The organism is Neobacillus niacini (assembly GCF_048572935.1).
GTDB lineage: Bacteria > Bacillota > Bacilli > Bacillales > Cytobacillaceae > Neobacillus > Neobacillus niacini.
Window position 1 is genome coordinate 1,593,243 of sequence record NZ_CP183883.1, and the last position, 17,227, is coordinate 1,610,469.

Below are 17,227 nucleotides of genomic sequence, written 5' to 3' on the forward strand. Positions count from 1 at the left end.
TCTCTCAGCATACTGCTGAGGGAACTTACTCCCTATGAAAAATAATTTGGATTAATGCTCCCTGGAGGTGCAGTTTTGAAAAAGAATCGTAAAAGGGTTATGAATATTTTATTAGTGGCAATTATGGTCATTAGTATGGGGTTACCGAGTTTTCAACCGAAACCAGCTATTGCTGCTACAGTAGCTAGCGATTTATTTATATCGGAATACATTGAAGGCTCCAGTAATAACAAGGCAATTGAGATTTATAATGGCACAGGTAAAAGCGTCGACTTAAAGAATTATGTAGTTGAATTGTATGCAAACGGTGGTACTACACCAAGCAATAAATTTGATTTTTCTACAGTATCAAACTCAATTCTTGAAAATGGAGCTACATTTGTAATCGCTAATAGCTCAGCAGTTGCAGGAATATTGGAAAAGTCAAATACAACTAGCACAGTTACTTTTTTTAATGGGGACGATGCCCTTGTATTAAAGAAGGGTACAGAAGTAATTGATTCGATTGGTGTAGTTGGTACAGATCCAGGTACTACCTGGGGAACGGCTGTACAAACACTTGATCAAACGCTGGTTCGTAAGAGTTCTGTAATATCAGGAGACAAGAATCCAACTGATGCATTTGACCCAGCAACTGAATGGGATAACATGGGTAAGGATGTATTTACCTATCTTGGATCCCACACCATGGATGGCGGTACAACACCAGTAGAAACAAAAGTTGAAAATGTAACAGCTTCACCAGCAGCTGGTTCAGTTGCTGCAGGAACAAAGGTTACCCTTACTACTGCTACAGCAGATGCAAAAATTTATTACACAACAGATGGCACAGAGCCAACAGCTTCAAGTACAGAATATACTGCTCCAATCACAATCAATGAAAATACAACGATCAAAGCAGTAGCTGTTAAAGCTGGCTTAGACAATAGTGATATCGTTACACTTGCATATACCATCATTTCAGAAAGCACAATTGCTGAAGTTAGAGCAATGGCTTTGCAATCAAATGTTCAAACGAGTGGTGTCGTTACAGCTGTTTTAGGAAGAGCTATTTACTTCCAAGATGCTACTAGCTCAATTGTTGCCTATACACCAACGGACAGCTCTACGATCCAACCGGGGCATAAAATTAAGGTTTCGGGTAAATTGGTTGAATATTCAACATTACTTGAAATTGAAGCAAATCATGAAAATATTGAAATTATCGGTACAGAAGCAGTACCTGCAGCAGAAGTTCTACCTGCAGCTGACTTACAAGAAAACAAAGAAGCAAAATTAGTAAAGGTTGAAAATGTTACTGTTGGGGCATTCTCGGGAGGTAACTATACAGCAACTGATTCTGCCGGAACAAGCTTCCAAATCCGACCGGCAAGCTCTACGATGTTAAAAACAGGTACAACCTATGAAGCGATTACCGGAGTTCTTAGTGCGTTTAATGGCGTGTACCAATTAATTCCGCGTAATGAAGGTGACATTTTACTAGATTCAAGTATTGTTCAATCTGTCATCGCTGCTCCAGGAGCAGGATTAGTACCAACAGGAACTGCAGTAACATTAACTACTGGTACAGCAGAAGCTGCTATTCATTACACTCTTGATGGCAGTGAACCAACAACTGAAAGTCCAGTATTTGCAGAACCAATCGTAATTAATAAAGCTACAACCATAAAAGCTGTAGCCGTTAAAGCTGGAATGAAAAATAGTGCGGTTGCAACGTTCGATTATCTTATCCAAGATGGTGCGATTCGCATTTATGACATCCAAGGTAAATCACATAATTCAATTTTAAATGGTAAGAACGTAACAGATGTTGAAGGTGTTGTTACCTATATCGATGGAACTAGCCGTTTCTTCCTTCAAGATTTAGAAGGTGACGGAGACAATAGTACATCAGACGGTATCCTCGTATTTAAATCTGCTCACGGTGTAGCCATCGGAGACAAGGTTAAAGTATCAGGTAAAGTTAATGAATACTACGGCGAAGGTTATGCTGAGAAAACATCAACAGATTTATCTATTACACAAATTGAAGCTTCAACAATTACAAAAAATGGAACAGCATCACTTCCTGCACCAATTAAACTTGGCGTTGATCGTATTGCTCCGCCAGAAATCATTGATAACGACCAATTTACTAAGTTTGATCCAGAAGAAGACGCGATTGACTTCTGGGAAAGTATTGAAGGTATGTATGTACAGGTTGACAATCCAAAAGTAATCGCTCTTCAAAAAGACGCATTAGTATGGGTTGTACCTGGTAATTATGAAACAAACGTAGCCCCAGGCGGTTTACGGATTACAGCGACTGATTCAAACCCAGATCGTATTGGGGTTGATATAAGAAATGGCGGTACAGCGAATAAATCTTACCGTGCAAAAATGGGTGACTATTATACTGGTGCGATTAAAGGGGTTGTTAACTACGGTTACAGCAACTTTAAGGTAATGGCGCAAGAAACAACTCTTCCACCATTAACTGAAACGCCAATCATTCGTGCAGCAACAAGTATTATTCCGGCAAATGAAAAGTTAACGATTGCAACTTATAACGTTGAGAACTTCTCAACGAAGACTCCAGATGAAAAAGTGACTAAAATTGCTGATGCAATTGTTGAAAAAATGAAAAATCCTGACATCATTGGTTTAAATGAAGTACAGGATAACGATGGTGAAACAGACAGTGGTACTGTTGATGGGACACAAAGTGCGCAAAAGATTATTGATAAAATCAAAGCATTAGGCGGACCAACATATGCCTATACTGAAGTAACTCCAATCAATAATAAAGATGGCGGAGCGCCGGGTGGTAACATTCGTGTTGGATTCCTTTACAAAGTAGATCGTGTATCTTTAACTGCTGGAGCACCGGCAGGTAAAGCGGAGGAATCAGTAAGCTATACTGATGGTAAATTGACATTAAATCCAGGTCGTATTGATCCAACAAACACTGCGTTTAATGGAAGCCGTAAGCCGCTTGCAGCACAATTTGATTTCCAAGGGGAAAGTATTATTGTGGTTGCAAACCATTTCAACTCTAAAGGCGGCGACCAGCCATTAATGGGTAAAAACCAGCCGCCAGTATTAAGCAGTGAAATTCAACGTCATAAAATTGCGGCGATTGTAAATAACTTCGTTAAAGATGTTAAAGCAAAAAATGCAGACGCGAACGTTGTGCTGCTTGGAGATTTCAACGATTTCGAATTCACCAAGACAGTGGAAATCGCTAAAGGTAACGAATTAACAAACATGGTTGACAAGGTACCTGCTAATGAGCGCTATAATTACTCATACCAAGGTAATGCACAAGTATTAGACCAAGTTTTGGTAACGAACAATATGGCAGATAATACAACAGTTGATATTTTAAATATTAACTCAGGCTTTATGGAAGAGCATGGACGTGCAAGTGACCATGATCCGATTATTATTCAAACTCTTCTAAAAACAACAGGTGAAGTGTTACCACCAGTAACAGCTCCAGCTGGAACAAAGATTTACAACCTAAATAACTTCAAAACGAAGAAGCTTACAGTAGGTAATCCAAATGCTGACATTACAATGAATGCTACTTCTGTTATTACAGAAGGGATTGTCTTAAAAGGGTCTTACGCGAAGCTGCAGGGTGAAGGCTTAAAGAATACTACAGTGATTATCAGCCCCGCAAACGCTGATGCAGTAATTGACCTTAGTGGTGTAGTGGTGAAAGAAGTAGTGATCGATAATGCTAACATTAGCCAGATAAGAGGTATTGAAGGTGTTCAAAAATGGACCGTTAAAGATGGCGTAGATACATCTGCCATCAAGTTCACAGATGTCAGCGGGAAGGTACTTCCTTCTCCTGTCGCTGTACCTGAGGTGTCTCCCCGGCGAACCACCGGTAACTGAATTGGAACCCTATTACCAAGCAGCTGCTGGTAAAACGGGTGAAGCTTTAAAGGACGCGTTAAACAATATTATTAGTGTTCAAAAGAAATTAACGTATTCTCAAGTATGGGACGCGTTAAAGCAAACAGATGAAGATCCTAATAACCCTAATAACGTAATCTTGCTTTACACAGGCCGTTCACAAGCAAAATCAACAAACGGTGGGAATGTAAATGACTGGAACCGTGAGCATGTTTGGGCAAAATCTCATGGTGACTTTGGAACAAGTGTTGGTCCAGGAACCGATATTCATCATTTACGACCAACAGATGTATCTGTTAACGGCTCTCGAGGCCATTTGGATTTTGATAATGGCGGGCAATCCCAAGGTGAGTGCGCGGACTGTTATCTTGATGGCGATTCATTTGAACCGCCCAATCGCGTAAAAGGCGATATTGCTAGAATGCTGATGTACATGGATGTTCGTTACGAAGGTGAGGGAGGCGAGCTTGATCTTGAGCTGGCTGATAAGGTAAATACCTATCCAACACCTACACACGGAAAGAAATCAGTTCTTCTTCAATGGCATAAGCAGGATCCAGTAGATGCTTTTGAAATGAACAGAAACAATGTCATTCAATCCATTCAAGGCAATCGCAATCCGTTTATCGATCACCCAGAATGGGCAGATCTAATCTGGCCAGCCAGCTAAAAATGGGACAAGCTAAACAAGAAAAGGGTGTTCCCCCTTTTCTTGTTTTTTTTTGCTTAATAGGGATTGCTAAATTAGGTAGATACGGTCTGTTAAGCGGTAAGCCACGGAAGAGTTTTCGTGTTAATGTATATGTATATTTAAACTAGGGAGGATGGAAAAGGATGATAAGAGTTGCAGCGTTAGTAGGAGATTATTGGCATTCTGGTGATGACGCCAAAGCGGGCTTAGAAGCAGCCATAAAGAGATTACCGGATAAAGAAATTTACGTGCAGTACATTACACATGAGGAGGTTTCACAAGTCCTTGATGAACAACCCGACCTTTTTATCAATGCAAAAATGAACGTGCTCAATCCAAAAGATGAACAGAAGATCACTTGGTTAAGTGATGAAGTGGACAGGAAGATTGAAAGATATGTCAATGAGGGAGGCAGCGTCCTAGCATGGCATGCTGGTATGGCTGGTTATCCAAGTCAAAGCAAATACACCAAAATGTTGAGAGGAGCCTTTGACTATCATCCACCAGGACTTCAAGATGTTACATACATACAAAATGACAAAACATTTTCCCTGTCAGATGAACACTATTTTGTTCATTGTGATGTGGAAAATACAGAAGTATACTTACGAAGTTCAGGAGAAGCTGGAGATTCCATAGCGGGCTGGCAGCATTCCTATGGAAAAGGAAAGGTATGCTGTTTCACACCAGCTCATACGAAGGAAGGGCTGTTGAATGAAAACATCTCATGTTTACTAGCGGATAAAATTGATTGGATGTTTACTAGATAAGCAGATCCCCCGAAGGCAATTACATGACTAAGTGATTGCCTTTTTTTAAATTTACCGGGGTGCAGATTTTTCATAAAAAAAGGGATCCGGCCGGTTGCCGAATCCAAAAAAAGAAATCTTATAAAAGGGGGTTATGGAAGAGAGAGAAAAAAGTTTGTCCTCTTCATATATCTATCTTACCCCGAAAGTATGAACAAACTATGAACAAAGGTTTAAGGTTCTATTAATTTGAACGTGATATCTTTGGTTAGCTTCTACGCCTTCATGCGGTCGGGAAGATTTTGAATCGATTGGACTACCATATCTAGCTTCGACTCAATCCGATATAGCAAATAGAGAGTCACAACGATTGGAAATCCTACCTCACTAATTAGAGGTATCATTTGCTCCACGAGATTTCACTCCTTTCTTTTAATAGAGGCCGGTTTCCCGCGGAACCCAGCCTCCTTCTACTCTATTAAATGATTTCAAATTCCGTTACATTGCGATCAATCACGCGAGCTCCTTTAACAGAAGCAAAATTACCGTTTGTAGAAGTGAAAACTCCCGATCCGATCATTTCCTCCATCGCCGCCTTTACCACAGATTCTTCAATCGGTTCCTTCGGATTTTCAATTGATAAACGTGCCGATTTACCAAACTCTGTAGTAAACTCTAATTCTAATGTTTTAGCCATTTCTTTCATCTCCTATCATTATTTATTTTTTGATTAAGCTAGTAAATCTGCATTGTCGACTCTCTCAATATTGCTGAGAGTATCGTTGGATAAACCGATCAATGCTTGTGCTGCCTGGTAGAGTTGATCAGCTGTTGCGGATTTCTGGATATTACTAAGTGTCTTCGATTTTAAAACCGGTTTCCCATCGTCATCCATGCCTACTTGAAATACCAAACGTAACTTAGAGGAAGTTACAACTGCCTGTGCCATGGTAATCACCTCCTTTCACCCTTTATATATAGAAAAGCAGGTGAAAGGGACATGGTCAGAAAAAATAAAATCTAAGATGGAGTATTATAGAGTGACGGTTATGGTAATAGAAGAGAATATAGCTCGTACTTAAATACAAGAAAATCTAGTCAGTCAGAAAAAAAAAGAGACCAGCAAATTTATGCTGGTCTTTAACTTATTAAACTAATTGTTCTATTTTCTCGTTAAAGTATTCATTCATCAGGAAATCAAGTTTGAGTGATAGACTTATATATTCGGAAGTATTTGGACCAGTTTGGTTAAATAATTCACTTCGTTTAATTTTAAGCTCGACAATGTCCATTAAAAGTTTTTTGTTTTCCTGAATTGATTTGTTTGTTTTCATCATACACCTCGTATGGATTTTTAGTGGTATGGTTTGGAAGGTGCGATGACTTGATTTTCAAGTGCTTCGATAATATGATGGATAGCATTTTTCCAAAGCCTTCCCGATATTAACACAGAAAAACTATGCTGTGAACACTGATTTAAAAAGTAAAAAAATTGAGAAAAGGAGAAATGATATCGGTATATCTTGTTGCAGCCAAATTCCTATAATTAGACATGATTCGACTTATAATTAAGTTATTCTGTAATAACATCTAAATTTCGACAATTTTTGTAATAGGTATTAACCATATTTCACATAAAATAAAAAAGTGAAAGAAGTATTAGAATTCGCCAGAGATGGGCTGAACTATTAATCGAAAAAGGCTGGCTATAACAACCGCCATTGGCTGAGGATAGAAGAAAATTAGCCAATAAAAAGTGAAGAGACTTATAAGGATAACCATTTCTATCAGCTGTTCAACATTCCGTCATAACATTTCAAACAAACTGTGAACTTAACACTATACCCATGTTATTAACTGCTGAAATCCAATATAGTGTAAGTATAAAGAACAAGTTAATTTGAAAGGCGGAATGACTTATGTTTAACAACTTTTTAAGAGAAAATAAAATCTCAGCAGCTATCTTAACTATAATTCGTTTATATCTTGGCTACTCTTGGTTCACAGCAGGTTTTCATAAAATAACAGGCGGATTTGACGCTTCTGGATTCTTAAAAGGAGCAATTGCTAATCCCGTTAAAGGTCCAGACGGTAACATGGTTTACAGCTGGTATGTTCACTTCTTAGAAAGCTTTGCACTTCCAAACATTGATGTGTTCAACTTTATCGTTCCTTGGGGCGAAACATTAATTGGTTTAGGACTTATGCTTGGATGTTTAACAACTGCAGCGATGTTCTTTGGTCTAGTGATGAATTTCTCTTTCTTCCTAGCCGGAACTGTATCTCATAACCCAACTGATATTTTCTTAGGCTTCATCATCTTAACAGCGGGCTACAACGCTGGTAAATATGGTTTAGACTACTGGGTAGTACCATTCATCAACAAAACTGTTAGAAAAAATAAAGCAAAAGCAACAGCCTAAATAGGTAAGCAAAAAGACGATTCGAATCCCCCTCGGATCGTCTTTTGTTTGTGCTGATGATCTTGAGGACAAAACGCATGAGCTGAAAAGAGGAAATGTCCTCAATGAGGGTTCTTGAGGACAAAACTCATGAGCTGGCAAGAAGAAATGTCCTCAATCCGAGGTCTTGAGGACAAAACGCATGAGCTGGCAAGAAGATATGTCCTCAATCGAAGGTCTTGAGGACAAAACTCATGAGCTGGCAAGAGGAAATGTCCTCAATCCGAGGTCTTGAGGACAAAACGCATGAGCCGACTAAGGGAAATGTCCTCAATCCAGGGTCTTGAGAACAAATCGCGTAAGCCAGCAAGAGGATATGTCCTCTATCAGCGTTATTGAGGACATCTTACCCGGGGTACCTATAGGATTCGTCCTCAACCCACTAACAGATAAAACCGCCATATAAAAAAAGAAGCAACACACTGAAATCAGCAGTTACCTCTACGAAATATCTTTAATCATATCAAATAGTTTCAACTCGGTGACATCGATGACGATTTCCTTGGTCGAATTCTTATCAAATTTTTTCAACAAACTGCTGATTTGCTTTTTTATCGTTTCTACCTCTACGGCACGTGCTTCCGCGATTTCTTTCCGTTTTAAACCACTGCAGAGAAGTTTCAATACCTCTAGCTCGGAGGGAGTTAGATTGGCAATGATTTTAAAAAAATGCGTTAAATGATCTTCTGATTTTTTAATCCGAGCGAACTCTTGTCTGATTTTCTCAGCGATAATCGGACGAATCGGCGATTGGTTATTGGCGGCTGAATAAATCGCTTCGATAATTTCTTCTTTTGGTGCAGATTTCATTAAATAATCAACAATGCCTGTTTGAAAGGCAGCAAAGACAATATTATTATCCTGATGGACAGTGAGCATTACAATTTTGGTATTCGGTAATATTTTATTAATTTCTGAAGCGGCCTTCACGCCTGCCATTTGACTTTCCATTTCGATATCCATTAAGACAATGTCCGGTTTTTTAATCGCAGCATAGGCAACGGCTTCATATCCACTTTTGGCAGAGGCGACTAGTGAAAGGTTTCCGACACTATTGATAATTCTCTCAAGCCGCCTGCGGTGGGCTTCCATATCATCGGCAATTAATATTTGAATGGTCTCCATTTACATCACACTCCACGAAAATTTAATAAGGGGTATTTTTTATACCCTTTTTACAAGCGGCAATAAAATATCAAATTGAGTGAAATTCCCTTTCTCACTCGTCACTTCAATTTTACCTCCATGACCTGTAATCACTTTATGGCAAAAAGAAAGCCCAATGCCCCAATTGGTAATCGATGGTTTGGTTGAAAAAAACGGAGTAAAAATTTCATTCACATTTTCGGAATCAATCCCCGGACCATTGTCCCTAATCGTAACCGTGCCCCATTGATCGACTTCGTTCATCTGAATCCAAATATCGCCATTGCTGCTCTCAATTGCTTCGATGGAATTTTTAAGGATATTATAGATGGCTTCTTGAATTTGATCTTCATCAATATAAACGTAAATATTAGAAGCGGGCTTTTCGTAATGAATGTTCACTTTTAACTTGTTTGTATGGAAACGATCGATTGCTCTTTCAATGGGATTGTTCAAGGAGACTGACTTCATACTTAACGTAATCTGTTTAAGCATATTATTTGCTTCATTAATACTTTGAAACGATTGTTCACAAGAGTCCATAATGAGCTTCAAGCTATATAACGCATCTTCATCATCCGCAAACTTTTCTTGTAAATACTCCGATTCTGAACGAATGGCAAGCAAATGGTTCTTGATAGCATGTGTGAAAGCCCGAATCCCGAGGGAAGCCGTATCGATTTTTTTCTTGGTAATGATATTGATACTGGAATACCTTGCCTCATTCGACTTGTACTTATATACATTGAAAATCATAATTGCGATGGCCAAGAAGGCAATCAGTGGAAAGAAACGATACTCCAATAAATACAGATTGATTGCAGGCTGTTGATAGTTTATATAGCTCTGGCTATAGGTTGTTCTGACAAAGTTGGATGGCGCCCAGTAAAAAATAAATAGGTGTACAATGGTCAGCGGCAGTAAGCTGATTAAATTAAATAAAGTATGATCACGGATATATCTTAGACTGTAGTAGAGGATGTAATGGTAGATAAATAATCCAATACTTATTAGTAAATATGCGATATTTACAACCTGAAATACCAAATCTACAGTGTGGTTGAAGTTTTTGTATTGCGGAAAGATACCAGCGTCTACAGCATAATTTTGAAACCACAGATTGAAGCTTGGATCATAGAAAAAATATTGGAATAAACCGATTACACCAAGGCTTGCGTAAAAATACCACTGTCTTTTATTTACCTTTAGACTGCTGACAAACGAAATGGAATAGCTTAAAAAGGAAAAATAAAAAAGGATAATTCCAATATTAAATAACCGAATCAATGTATTCGTATCAAAGTTTTTAAGGACAAGACTGTTCCATGTACCCGGACTAAAATCAATAAATTGATTCACAATACTATAGTAATTAAATTTTGATAGGTAGAGGGTAAACGATATGTAAGCTAAGATCCAGCCTATCGTTAACGTACATAAAAAGAAGATCGAACGGCTATTTAAATTTTTATAGATAAAAGAGATTAAAAAAACAATACAAATTAAGAAGAGAAAAATCACAGAAGTCACTCCTAATGAAATAAAAAAGGGGAAAGAAACTTTCTACTTATTCAAAAAACTGAAAACCCTTACACTCAGTATATAGCAAAATACCAAAAAGGGGGAGAAACAAAATGAAAAGAGTATTCAGTTTAATAGCAATCTTGCTAGTGTGTTTCAGCCTGCTGGTGGCATGTTCCAGCGGCGGTACCGAAAAGGGAAGTTCCGAGGCAGAAAAACCAAAGGACTCCAATGAAAAGGTAAGTTTGAAAATGGCAGTATTTCCTGCAGATGAGGCAGTGTTTAAAACAGGTTACGAAAACTTTAAAAAAGATCACCCAAATATTGAAATCACTTTTGAAACTTTTCCACAGCAGCAATATTATGAAAAAATCCGGATGCAGCTTTCCGGCGGCGAAGGATATGACCTATTCACCGGACAGATGGACAATATGATCGATACTGGAATCCTGGCACCACTTGATAGCTATATTAAAGAAGGCGAAGTGGATGTTGCCGGCTACGGAACGATGTATGACAGCTTTAAAGCAGATGGAAAAGTGCTGAGCCTGCCTTATCGTAAATCCAACTGGATGCTCTATTATAATAAGACGTTATTTGATGAAAAGGGTATAGAATACCCGAGCGATGATATGACTTGGGATGATTTCCGTGAATTAGCGAAGAAAATGACTAGTGGAAGCGGAGAAAGTAAAGTATACGGTGCTTATCTGCAGCAATGGCCGCAAACATGGTATATGAGTGCTGTTCAAAACGGTGCCTCCATCATTGATAAAGATTTAACACCATTTAAGGATGCCTTACAAATAAGGATTGACCTTGAGAAAGACGGATCCATCATGAAGTGGTCAGAGCAAGTAACAACCGGAGCTCATTATAATGCAGCCTTCCAAAAAGGAAATATTGCCATGAATCTGATTGGCGACTGGCATGTTGCTCAGCTTCGTCAGGCAGAGGCAGAAGGTAAATTAAATTTTGATTGGGACGTTGTGCCGATTCCACATCCAGAGGGTGTTGCGAAGAATACGTCACTCGCATTGCCTGTTTCTATTATGATGAACAAAAACACGAAGCACCCAGAAGAAGCCTTTAAGTTCCTGCAATACATGACTGGTAAAGACGGTGCAGAGCTGCTAGCTTCACAGGGTTATTTAACGGGTTATATGGATGAGGACGTAGAAAAGGCGTACCTTGGCGATGGAACACAAAAGCCAGAAAACCTTCACTATTTCTTAGAAACAAAAGAATACCCTGAATACCCAATGCTCCCAGGAGTGAAAAATATTGTAGCAGAACAAATTTTTAAGCAAGAAGGAGAGCTTGCTTTACTTGGTCAGAAATCTGTTGATGAAGCGCTTAAAGAGATTACAAAGCGTGTGAAAGATGAATGGGCAAGTAAGTACGGAGATAAATAAAAATGAAACACGAGGCACTGCTGCTAGATTGAAACTCAGCAGTGCCGAGTTTTTTCATAGAAAGGACTGACATTATGAAGCAAAAAAGAAGGTCATCATCTACAACGATTCGACGAAACCGTTTGGTCGCTTATACATTTCTTTTACCTAATATCATCGGTTTTCTCTTATTTATCCTTATTCCGGTTATTGCCTCTTTTTTCATGAGTTTTACATCATGGAATGGCTTTGGCGTGATTGAATTTGTAGGAATAGAAAACTACAAGAATCTATTACATGATGCGAATTTCCGGATTTCATTTATTAATAGTATTCTTTTTACCTTAATCTCTGTTCCCGTTACCTTGTTTCTATCCATCCTAATTGCTATTGCCTTAAATCGAGGAATCCGCTTTGTAAAGGTATTCAGGACTGCTGTTTTTTTACCGTATGTTACAGCAACGATTGCCGTTGCGGCAGTCTGGCAGTTGATTTTCAACCCAACAATGGGTCCGATTAATGGAACATTGATGAAGCTGGGCATCGACGCTCCCCCTGGCTGGCTGTCTTCGCCAAGCTGGGCATTAGTATCCGTCTCTGTGGTCTATATTTGGCATTCAGTTGGCTATTATATGATTCTCTTTTTGGCAGGACTGCAAAATATTCCTGATCACCTTTATGAAGCGGCTGAGCTGGACGGTGCGGGACCAATCGCGAAGTTTTTCAATGTCACTTTACCAAGCCTGTCACCCGTTATCTTCTTCACCATGATTATCGGGGTCATTAATTCCTTTAAAGTCTTCGATTTAATCTACGTGCTGACCGGCGGCGGACCTGGAAGATCGACGCATGTGCTTGTGTACGATATTTACAACACCGCCTTTAAGCAATTCGAGTACGGATACGCATCGGCCATGGCGTATGTGCTATTCCTGCTGATTCTCATCTTCTCCTTTATTCAATTTAAAGGACAGAAAAAATGGGTGAATTATTAATTTGCCTGGACTACCTATGAAAATGAAAGGAGCTGAAGTGGTAAATGAATATTGCAACCGGAACGAAAACAGAAGCTGCCATTTATACACCTGCACCCAAAGCACGTAAACTATCAATCAAGCAAATTTTAAAATATCTTGCGATTATCATCGTCTCATTGATGATGGTTCTGCCATTTGTTTGGATGCTCTCTGCATCCTTGAAAGCAGAATCGGAAATCTTCGGTTTTCCGATTAAATGGATACCGGAAACCTTACATTGGAGTAATTACAAAGATGTTTGGACAAAAGTACCCTTTCACATTTATTACTTAAATACATTGAAAATTGCTGTCATCACAACCATTTTAGTGATTATCAACAGTTCACTTGCCGGTTATGCGTTTGCCAAAATTAAATTTCCGGAAAGCAACCGTTTGTTTTTCATCTATATTGCTACGATGATGATCCCGTACCAGGTTATGATGATTCCACAATTTATGCTGATGAAGGAGCTAGGATTGGTCAATTCGCACTGGTCTCTCATTTTACTAGGAGCCTTCAATCCCTTTGGCGTTTTCTTGTTCCGCCAATTTTTCATAAGCATTCCAGATGAGCTGCTTGAGGCGGCAAGAATTGATGGTCTGAATGAATTCGGCATTTATTGGAGAATTATTTTACCTTTGTCAAAACCAGCGATTGCGACGTTAGTTATTTTTTCTTTCATGCATTCCTGGAATGATTTCTTAGGGCCTTTGATTTATCTTACTTCCGATCATTTATACACGCTGCAGCTTGGAATTCAGCATTTTATTACGGAATACAACACAGAATATGCGCTGCTAATGGCTGCTGCTGTTTCAGCCATCGTGCCAACCATCATTGTTTACTTCTTAGCTCAAGACCACTTTATCAAGGGAGTTGCCAATACCGGAATTAAAGGATAAAAGGAGCGAATCGAATAAACATGAAAAAGACGCGAAAAAAAGGATTGTCACTCTTTATCATTTTTTCATTACTAGTAGCCATGACCGCCAATGTGCCGTTTACCTTTGCCAATGAATCTACTTTACTATTGAATACCGGTTTTGAAGAAACGGAGGCGCCAAAATCAGGCTGGGATCAATTAGGTGCAGCTAAATGGGGTGTCTGGAAACCTACCGGGAGCCCCATCGTTTCCATTGCTAAGGATGCAAGCCGGTCGGGAGAGTACGGTTTAAAAATCGCTGCGGATCAATCTGCTAGAGCTGCCGTGTCACAGGATGTACCTGTTCAAGGCGGGCAGACGTATCAGTTAAGCACCTGGCTAAAGACAGAGAATATCGTGAGCGGTCAAGGAGCACGGATGAGGGTTGCTTTATATGAAGAAGGCGTGCAGCTTGGTTTACTTTACTCCTCAAGACTAACCGGGACCCATGATTGGTCGCAAATTAAAATGGAGGTTAAGACTCCTGTTAATGCCGATAGCATCAGGGTACAGCTTTTCTTTGAAACAGGAACGGGTACTGCCCTGTTTGATGATGTTTCTCTTGAGCTCATCCAGCCGGCCACGTCCATTTCTATCGAAGAAAGTGAACTAACCATCAAGGCTCAGGAAACGGGTTTATTGCATGCAAAGATGGTTCCTGCTAATGCCAGCTCCAAATTATCCTGGGTTTCGGCAGATCCATCGATTGCCACAGTTGATAACGGTACTGTAACGGGTGTAAATCCTGGTGAGACAACGATTATGGCTTTCACCGATAACGGCCTTTCTGCCGCTAGTACCGTAAAGGTTATCAAAAATGATGGTATTGAACGGCCGGCGGTGACCGATCTGGACCTAGAGCCAAAGGAACTCGAGTTTGAATCAGGTCAAGTCCGATTGCTTCAGGCAACCATTGCACCAGCGAATGCTGATACAGAAAAGCTGGTATGGAGCTCTTCTAATGAAACTGTTGCTACTGTTCAAAATGGTCTTATTGAAGCGAAAGCCCCGGGAACAGCTGTGATTACCGTAGAAACGGAAGATGGCAGATTAAAGAGGGAAAGCCAGATTACTGTCACCGAGGCGGTCCAAGATGAATATGTTCAACTTCGGGAAAAGTGGAAAAGCCTGATGACTGGACTTGATTCGTATGACCCGTCGAATGAGCGGATGAACGAAATGATTAAGAATCAGACAAAGTCAGCGGAAAACCTTTGGAGAACGATGTTTAAAAATAACGATCGTTCATTCTTATGGATTAACTTTGCAAGCACTGACAATTCGGCTGATATTCGAGATAGCTACCGGAATTTAACAACCATGGCCAAAGCGTTTACCAATGAACAATCCACCCTTTATCGGAATCCGCAATTGTTAAAGGATATCACGGAGGCGCTTGAATGGCTGTACCAACATCGCTATAACGAAACTATTGCTCAATATAGCAATTGGTGGCATTGGGAAATCGGTGTCCCAAATGAATTAAACAGTTTAATGGTTCTTCTTTACGATTATCTGGATCAAGATAGTATTCATCGTTACTTGAAAGTAGTCGACCACTTTCAGCCAGATCCAACGAAGTCCGGAGCCTCTACTCCTGAGAAATACCGGGAAGCTCTTGGCGCCAATCGAATTGATGTCAGCAAGGTAGTCGGTGTGCGGGGAGTGATTGTAAAGGATGCCGCAAAAATTGCTGCTGCAAGGGATGCCTTAAGCCAAACCTTTGAAAACGTGACAGAAGGAGACGGTTTTTATGAAGATGGCTCCTTCGTCCAGCATGAAAATATCGCCTATAACGGCTCATATGGCATTGTTTTAATTGAAGGTCTGACTGACATGCTTGAACTCTTAAGTCATTCTACTTGGCAAGTGACGGACCCTAAGGTTACCAATGTTTATGACTGGATTGAAAATGCCTATGAACCATTTATGTATAAAGGTGCTTTGATGGACATGGTGAGAGGAAGAGCCATTTCACGTAATTTCCTTCAGGATCATCAGGCTGGTCATACCATTATCAAAAGTGTCATTCGAATGGCGCAATTTGCTCCAGAGCCTTATGCCCAAAAGTATAATTCCATGGCAAAATACTGGCTAAAAGAAGATACGTACCTGGATTATTTTAAAAACGCGGGCAACTTCCGCGATATGACTCTTGCAAAGCAGCTTTTGGAAAAACAAGAGGTAACCCCTCGCGGAGATCTGGATTTTCATAAGACCTTTGCCTCCATGGACCGGGTTGTTCACAGAAAACCGGGCTATGCATTTGGTATCAGTATGTATTCAAATAGGATTCAAAATTATGAAGACATGAATGATGAAAACCGAAAGGGCTGGTATACCGGAGAAGGGATGACCTACTTGTATAATGGCGACCTCGCTCAGTATAGTGATGATTTCTGGCCGACGGTGGACCCTTACCGGATGCCAGGAACAACGGTTGATACGATGAGACGAGCGGATGGAAGTGGCGAGCACAGGTCGCCGGAGTCATGGACTGGCGGTTCAACGCTCAAGAACTTCGGCACTGCAGGAATGTCTTATGACGCTTGGAATAGTTCATTGGTTGCTAAAAAGTCATGGTTTATGTTCAATAACGAAATCGTTGCCCTTGGTGCCGGGATTAGCAGCAGTGAAGACCGGAATGTTGAAAGTATTGTCGAAAACCGAAAGATTCGAAATGATGGTTCGAATCAATTGTTCATCAATGGCGAAATGCTGGATTTAAGCAGCGGTAGTCAAAACCATACGATGGATGCTAAATGGGCTTTTCTTGAAGGAAATGTCCCAGGAGCAGATATAGGTTACTTTTTCCCAGAAGGTAAAACGCTCACAATAAAAAAAGAAGAACGCACTGGTGCATGGAAAGATATTAATTATGGCGGTCCAGCTGAAGCGATCAAGCGAACCTACACAACGATGTGGTTTGACCATGGTGTCCGTCCTAATCAGGATACGTACTCCTATGTTCTATTGCCAGGTTTAAATAAGGAACAAACACACCATTATTCCCAAAACCCTGATATTACGATTTTACGAAATGATTCCGCAGTTCAAGCGGTACAGGACGTAAAAGAGAATATCATTGGCGCTAATTTCTGGAAGGATGAGAAGCAAAGTGTTGGTCCGTTAACGGTTTATCAAAAAGCCTCTGTGACCATGCAGGAGAAGGATGGAGTCCTTGAGATTGCTGTAAGTGATCCGACGATGGAGAACAAAGGTTATATCGAAATCGAAATTGATGGTAAGGCGTTTAATGTTTTAGAAGCCGATGAAAGTATCACGGTAGAAAATACAAAGCCGTCAATCAAGTTGAAGGTCAATGTGAATAAGGCAAGAGGGAAAACGTTCACAGCGAAATTGAAAATGATACCGAGCCAAAAGGGCAACAGCCCGAATTCAATCAGGTAATAAGGA

The 17,227-nt window shown here is 40.0% G+C and carries 14 protein-coding genes; 8 read left to right on the forward strand and 6 right to left on the reverse strand.

All coding sequences use genetic code 11. The features are described 5' to 3' along the window. Positions 1–75 precede the first annotated feature (75 nt). The 3 genes from ACN6MT_RS07580 (at position 76) to ACN6MT_RS07590 (ending at position 5,367) form a co-directional block, all read left to right on the forward strand. A complete protein-coding gene (locus tag ACN6MT_RS07580; protein WP_419955367.1) occupies positions 76–3,885 on the forward strand; it encodes a chitobiase/beta-hexosaminidase C-terminal domain-containing protein in 3,810 nt (1,269 codons plus the stop codon). A 1-nt stretch (position 3,886) separates the two neighbouring features. After that, the gene (locus tag ACN6MT_RS07585; RefSeq protein ID WP_419955368.1) at positions 3,887–4,576 is read left to right on the forward strand and encodes an endonuclease I family protein; all 690 of its coding nucleotides are present in this window, start codon (positions 3,887–3,889) and stop codon (positions 4,574–4,576) included. Between the two features lie 164 nt (positions 4,577–4,740). After that, positions 4,741–5,367: a ThuA domain-containing protein gene (locus tag ACN6MT_RS07590; protein ID WP_419955369.1), complete on the forward strand. Its 627-nt coding sequence runs from the start codon at positions 4,741–4,743 to the stop codon at positions 5,365–5,367. Positions 5,368–5,621: 254 nt separating this feature from the next. Here the strand turns inward: ACN6MT_RS07590 and ACN6MT_RS07595 are convergent, their stop codons facing one another. The 4 genes from ACN6MT_RS07595 to ACN6MT_RS07610 all read right to left on the reverse strand — a co-directional run bounded on the left by ACN6MT_RS07595 (position 5,622) and on the right by ACN6MT_RS07610 (position 6,683). Next, a complete protein-coding gene (locus tag ACN6MT_RS07595; protein WP_419955370.1) occupies positions 5,622–5,759 on the reverse strand; it encodes a YvrJ family protein in 138 nt (45 codons plus the stop codon). Positions 5,760–5,824: 65 nt separating this feature from the next. Further along, the gene (locus ACN6MT_RS07600) at positions 5,825–6,043 is read right to left on the reverse strand and encodes a DUF2922 domain-containing protein (RefSeq protein ID WP_419955371.1); all 219 of its coding nucleotides are present in this window, start codon (positions 6,041–6,043) and stop codon (positions 5,825–5,827) included. A 33-nt stretch (positions 6,044–6,076) separates the two neighbouring features. Further along, positions 6,077–6,295, reverse strand: coding sequence for a DUF1659 domain-containing protein (locus ACN6MT_RS07605; RefSeq protein ID WP_419955372.1), 219 nt, complete (start codon positions 6,293–6,295; stop codon positions 6,077–6,079). A gap of 199 nt (positions 6,296–6,494) precedes the next feature. Next, entirely contained in the window at positions 6,495–6,683 is a 189-nt protein-coding gene (locus ACN6MT_RS07610) for a hypothetical protein (RefSeq protein ID WP_419955373.1), read from the reverse strand. A gap of 582 nt (positions 6,684–7,265) precedes the next feature. On the opposite strand from ACN6MT_RS07610, the gene ACN6MT_RS07615 reads away from it, so the two are divergent. Beyond that, on the forward strand, positions 7,266–7,769 hold the full coding sequence (locus tag ACN6MT_RS07615) for a DoxX family membrane protein (RefSeq protein ID WP_419955374.1): 504 nt from the start codon (positions 7,266–7,268) through the stop codon (positions 7,767–7,769). A 480-nt stretch (positions 7,770–8,249) separates the two neighbouring features. Here ACN6MT_RS07615 and ACN6MT_RS07620 read toward each other — a convergent pair whose 3' ends face one another. Both ACN6MT_RS07620 and ACN6MT_RS07625 read right to left on the reverse strand, forming a co-directional pair. Further along, positions 8,250–8,933 (reverse strand): response regulator, encoded by a 684-nt coding sequence (locus tag ACN6MT_RS07620; protein WP_419955375.1) that lies wholly within the window; start codon positions 8,931–8,933, stop codon positions 8,250–8,252. A gap of 39 nt (positions 8,934–8,972) precedes the next feature. Beyond that, on the reverse strand, positions 8,973–10,475 hold the full coding sequence (locus ACN6MT_RS07625) for a sensor histidine kinase (protein ID WP_419955376.1): 1,503 nt from the start codon (positions 10,473–10,475) through the stop codon (positions 8,973–8,975). A gap of 113 nt (positions 10,476–10,588) precedes the next feature. On the opposite strand from ACN6MT_RS07625, the gene ACN6MT_RS07630 reads away from it, so the two are divergent. The 4 genes from ACN6MT_RS07630 (at position 10,589) to ACN6MT_RS07645 (ending at position 17,221) form a co-directional block, all read left to right on the forward strand. Next, positions 10,589–11,890 carry an ABC transporter substrate-binding protein gene (locus ACN6MT_RS07630; protein ID WP_419955377.1) on the forward strand — a complete coding sequence of 434 codons (1,302 nt, stop codon included), beginning with the start codon at positions 10,589–10,591 and terminating at the stop codon, positions 11,888–11,890. Positions 11,891–11,964: 74 nt separating this feature from the next. Continuing rightward, positions 11,965–12,864: a carbohydrate ABC transporter permease gene (locus ACN6MT_RS07635; protein ID WP_063254361.1), complete on the forward strand. Its 900-nt coding sequence runs from the start codon at positions 11,965–11,967 to the stop codon at positions 12,862–12,864. Positions 12,865–12,908: 44 nt separating this feature from the next. After that, on the forward strand, positions 12,909–13,790 hold the full coding sequence (locus ACN6MT_RS07640) for a carbohydrate ABC transporter permease (protein WP_419955378.1): 882 nt from the start codon (positions 12,909–12,911) through the stop codon (positions 13,788–13,790). 20 nt (positions 13,791–13,810) lie between these two features. Beyond that, positions 13,811–17,221, forward strand: coding sequence for a polysaccharide lyase family 8 super-sandwich domain-containing protein (locus ACN6MT_RS07645; RefSeq protein WP_419955379.1), 3,411 nt, complete (start codon positions 13,811–13,813; stop codon positions 17,219–17,221). The last annotated feature ends 6 nt before the right edge of the window (positions 17,222–17,227 follow it).

What these genes read in the sequence shown, in the direction of transcription:
- ACN6MT_RS07590 (WP_419955369.1), top strand. Translation starts at nt 4,741, where the DNA reads ATGATAAGAGTTGCAGCGTTAGTAGGAGATTATTGGCATTCTGGTGAT.
- ACN6MT_RS07600 (WP_419955371.1), bottom strand. Translation starts at nt 6,043, where the DNA reads ATGGCTAAAACATTAGAATTAGAGTTTACTACAGAGTTTGGTAAATCG.
- ACN6MT_RS07605 (WP_419955372.1), bottom strand. Translation starts at nt 6,295, where the DNA reads ATGGCACAGGCAGTTGTAACTTCCTCTAAGTTACGTTTGGTATTTCAA.
- ACN6MT_RS07610 (WP_419955373.1), bottom strand. Translation starts at nt 6,683, where the DNA reads ATGATGAAAACAAACAAATCAATTCAGGAAAACAAAAAACTTTTAATG.
- ACN6MT_RS07615 (WP_419955374.1), top strand. Translation starts at nt 7,266, where the DNA reads ATGTTTAACAACTTTTTAAGAGAAAATAAAATCTCAGCAGCTATCTTA.
- ACN6MT_RS07620 (WP_419955375.1), bottom strand. Translation starts at nt 8,933, where the DNA reads ATGGAGACCATTCAAATATTAATTGCCGATGATATGGAAGCCCACCGC.
- ACN6MT_RS07630 (WP_419955377.1), top strand. Translation starts at nt 10,589, where the DNA reads ATGAAAAGAGTATTCAGTTTAATAGCAATCTTGCTAGTGTGTTTCAGC.
- ACN6MT_RS07635 (WP_063254361.1), top strand. Translation starts at nt 11,965, where the DNA reads ATGAAGCAAAAAAGAAGGTCATCATCTACAACGATTCGACGAAACCGT.
- ACN6MT_RS07640 (WP_419955378.1), top strand. Translation starts at nt 12,909, where the DNA reads ATGAATATTGCAACCGGAACGAAAACAGAAGCTGCCATTTATACACCT.
- ACN6MT_RS07645 (WP_419955379.1), top strand. Translation starts at nt 13,811, where the DNA reads ATGAAAAAGACGCGAAAAAAAGGATTGTCACTCTTTATCATTTTTTCA.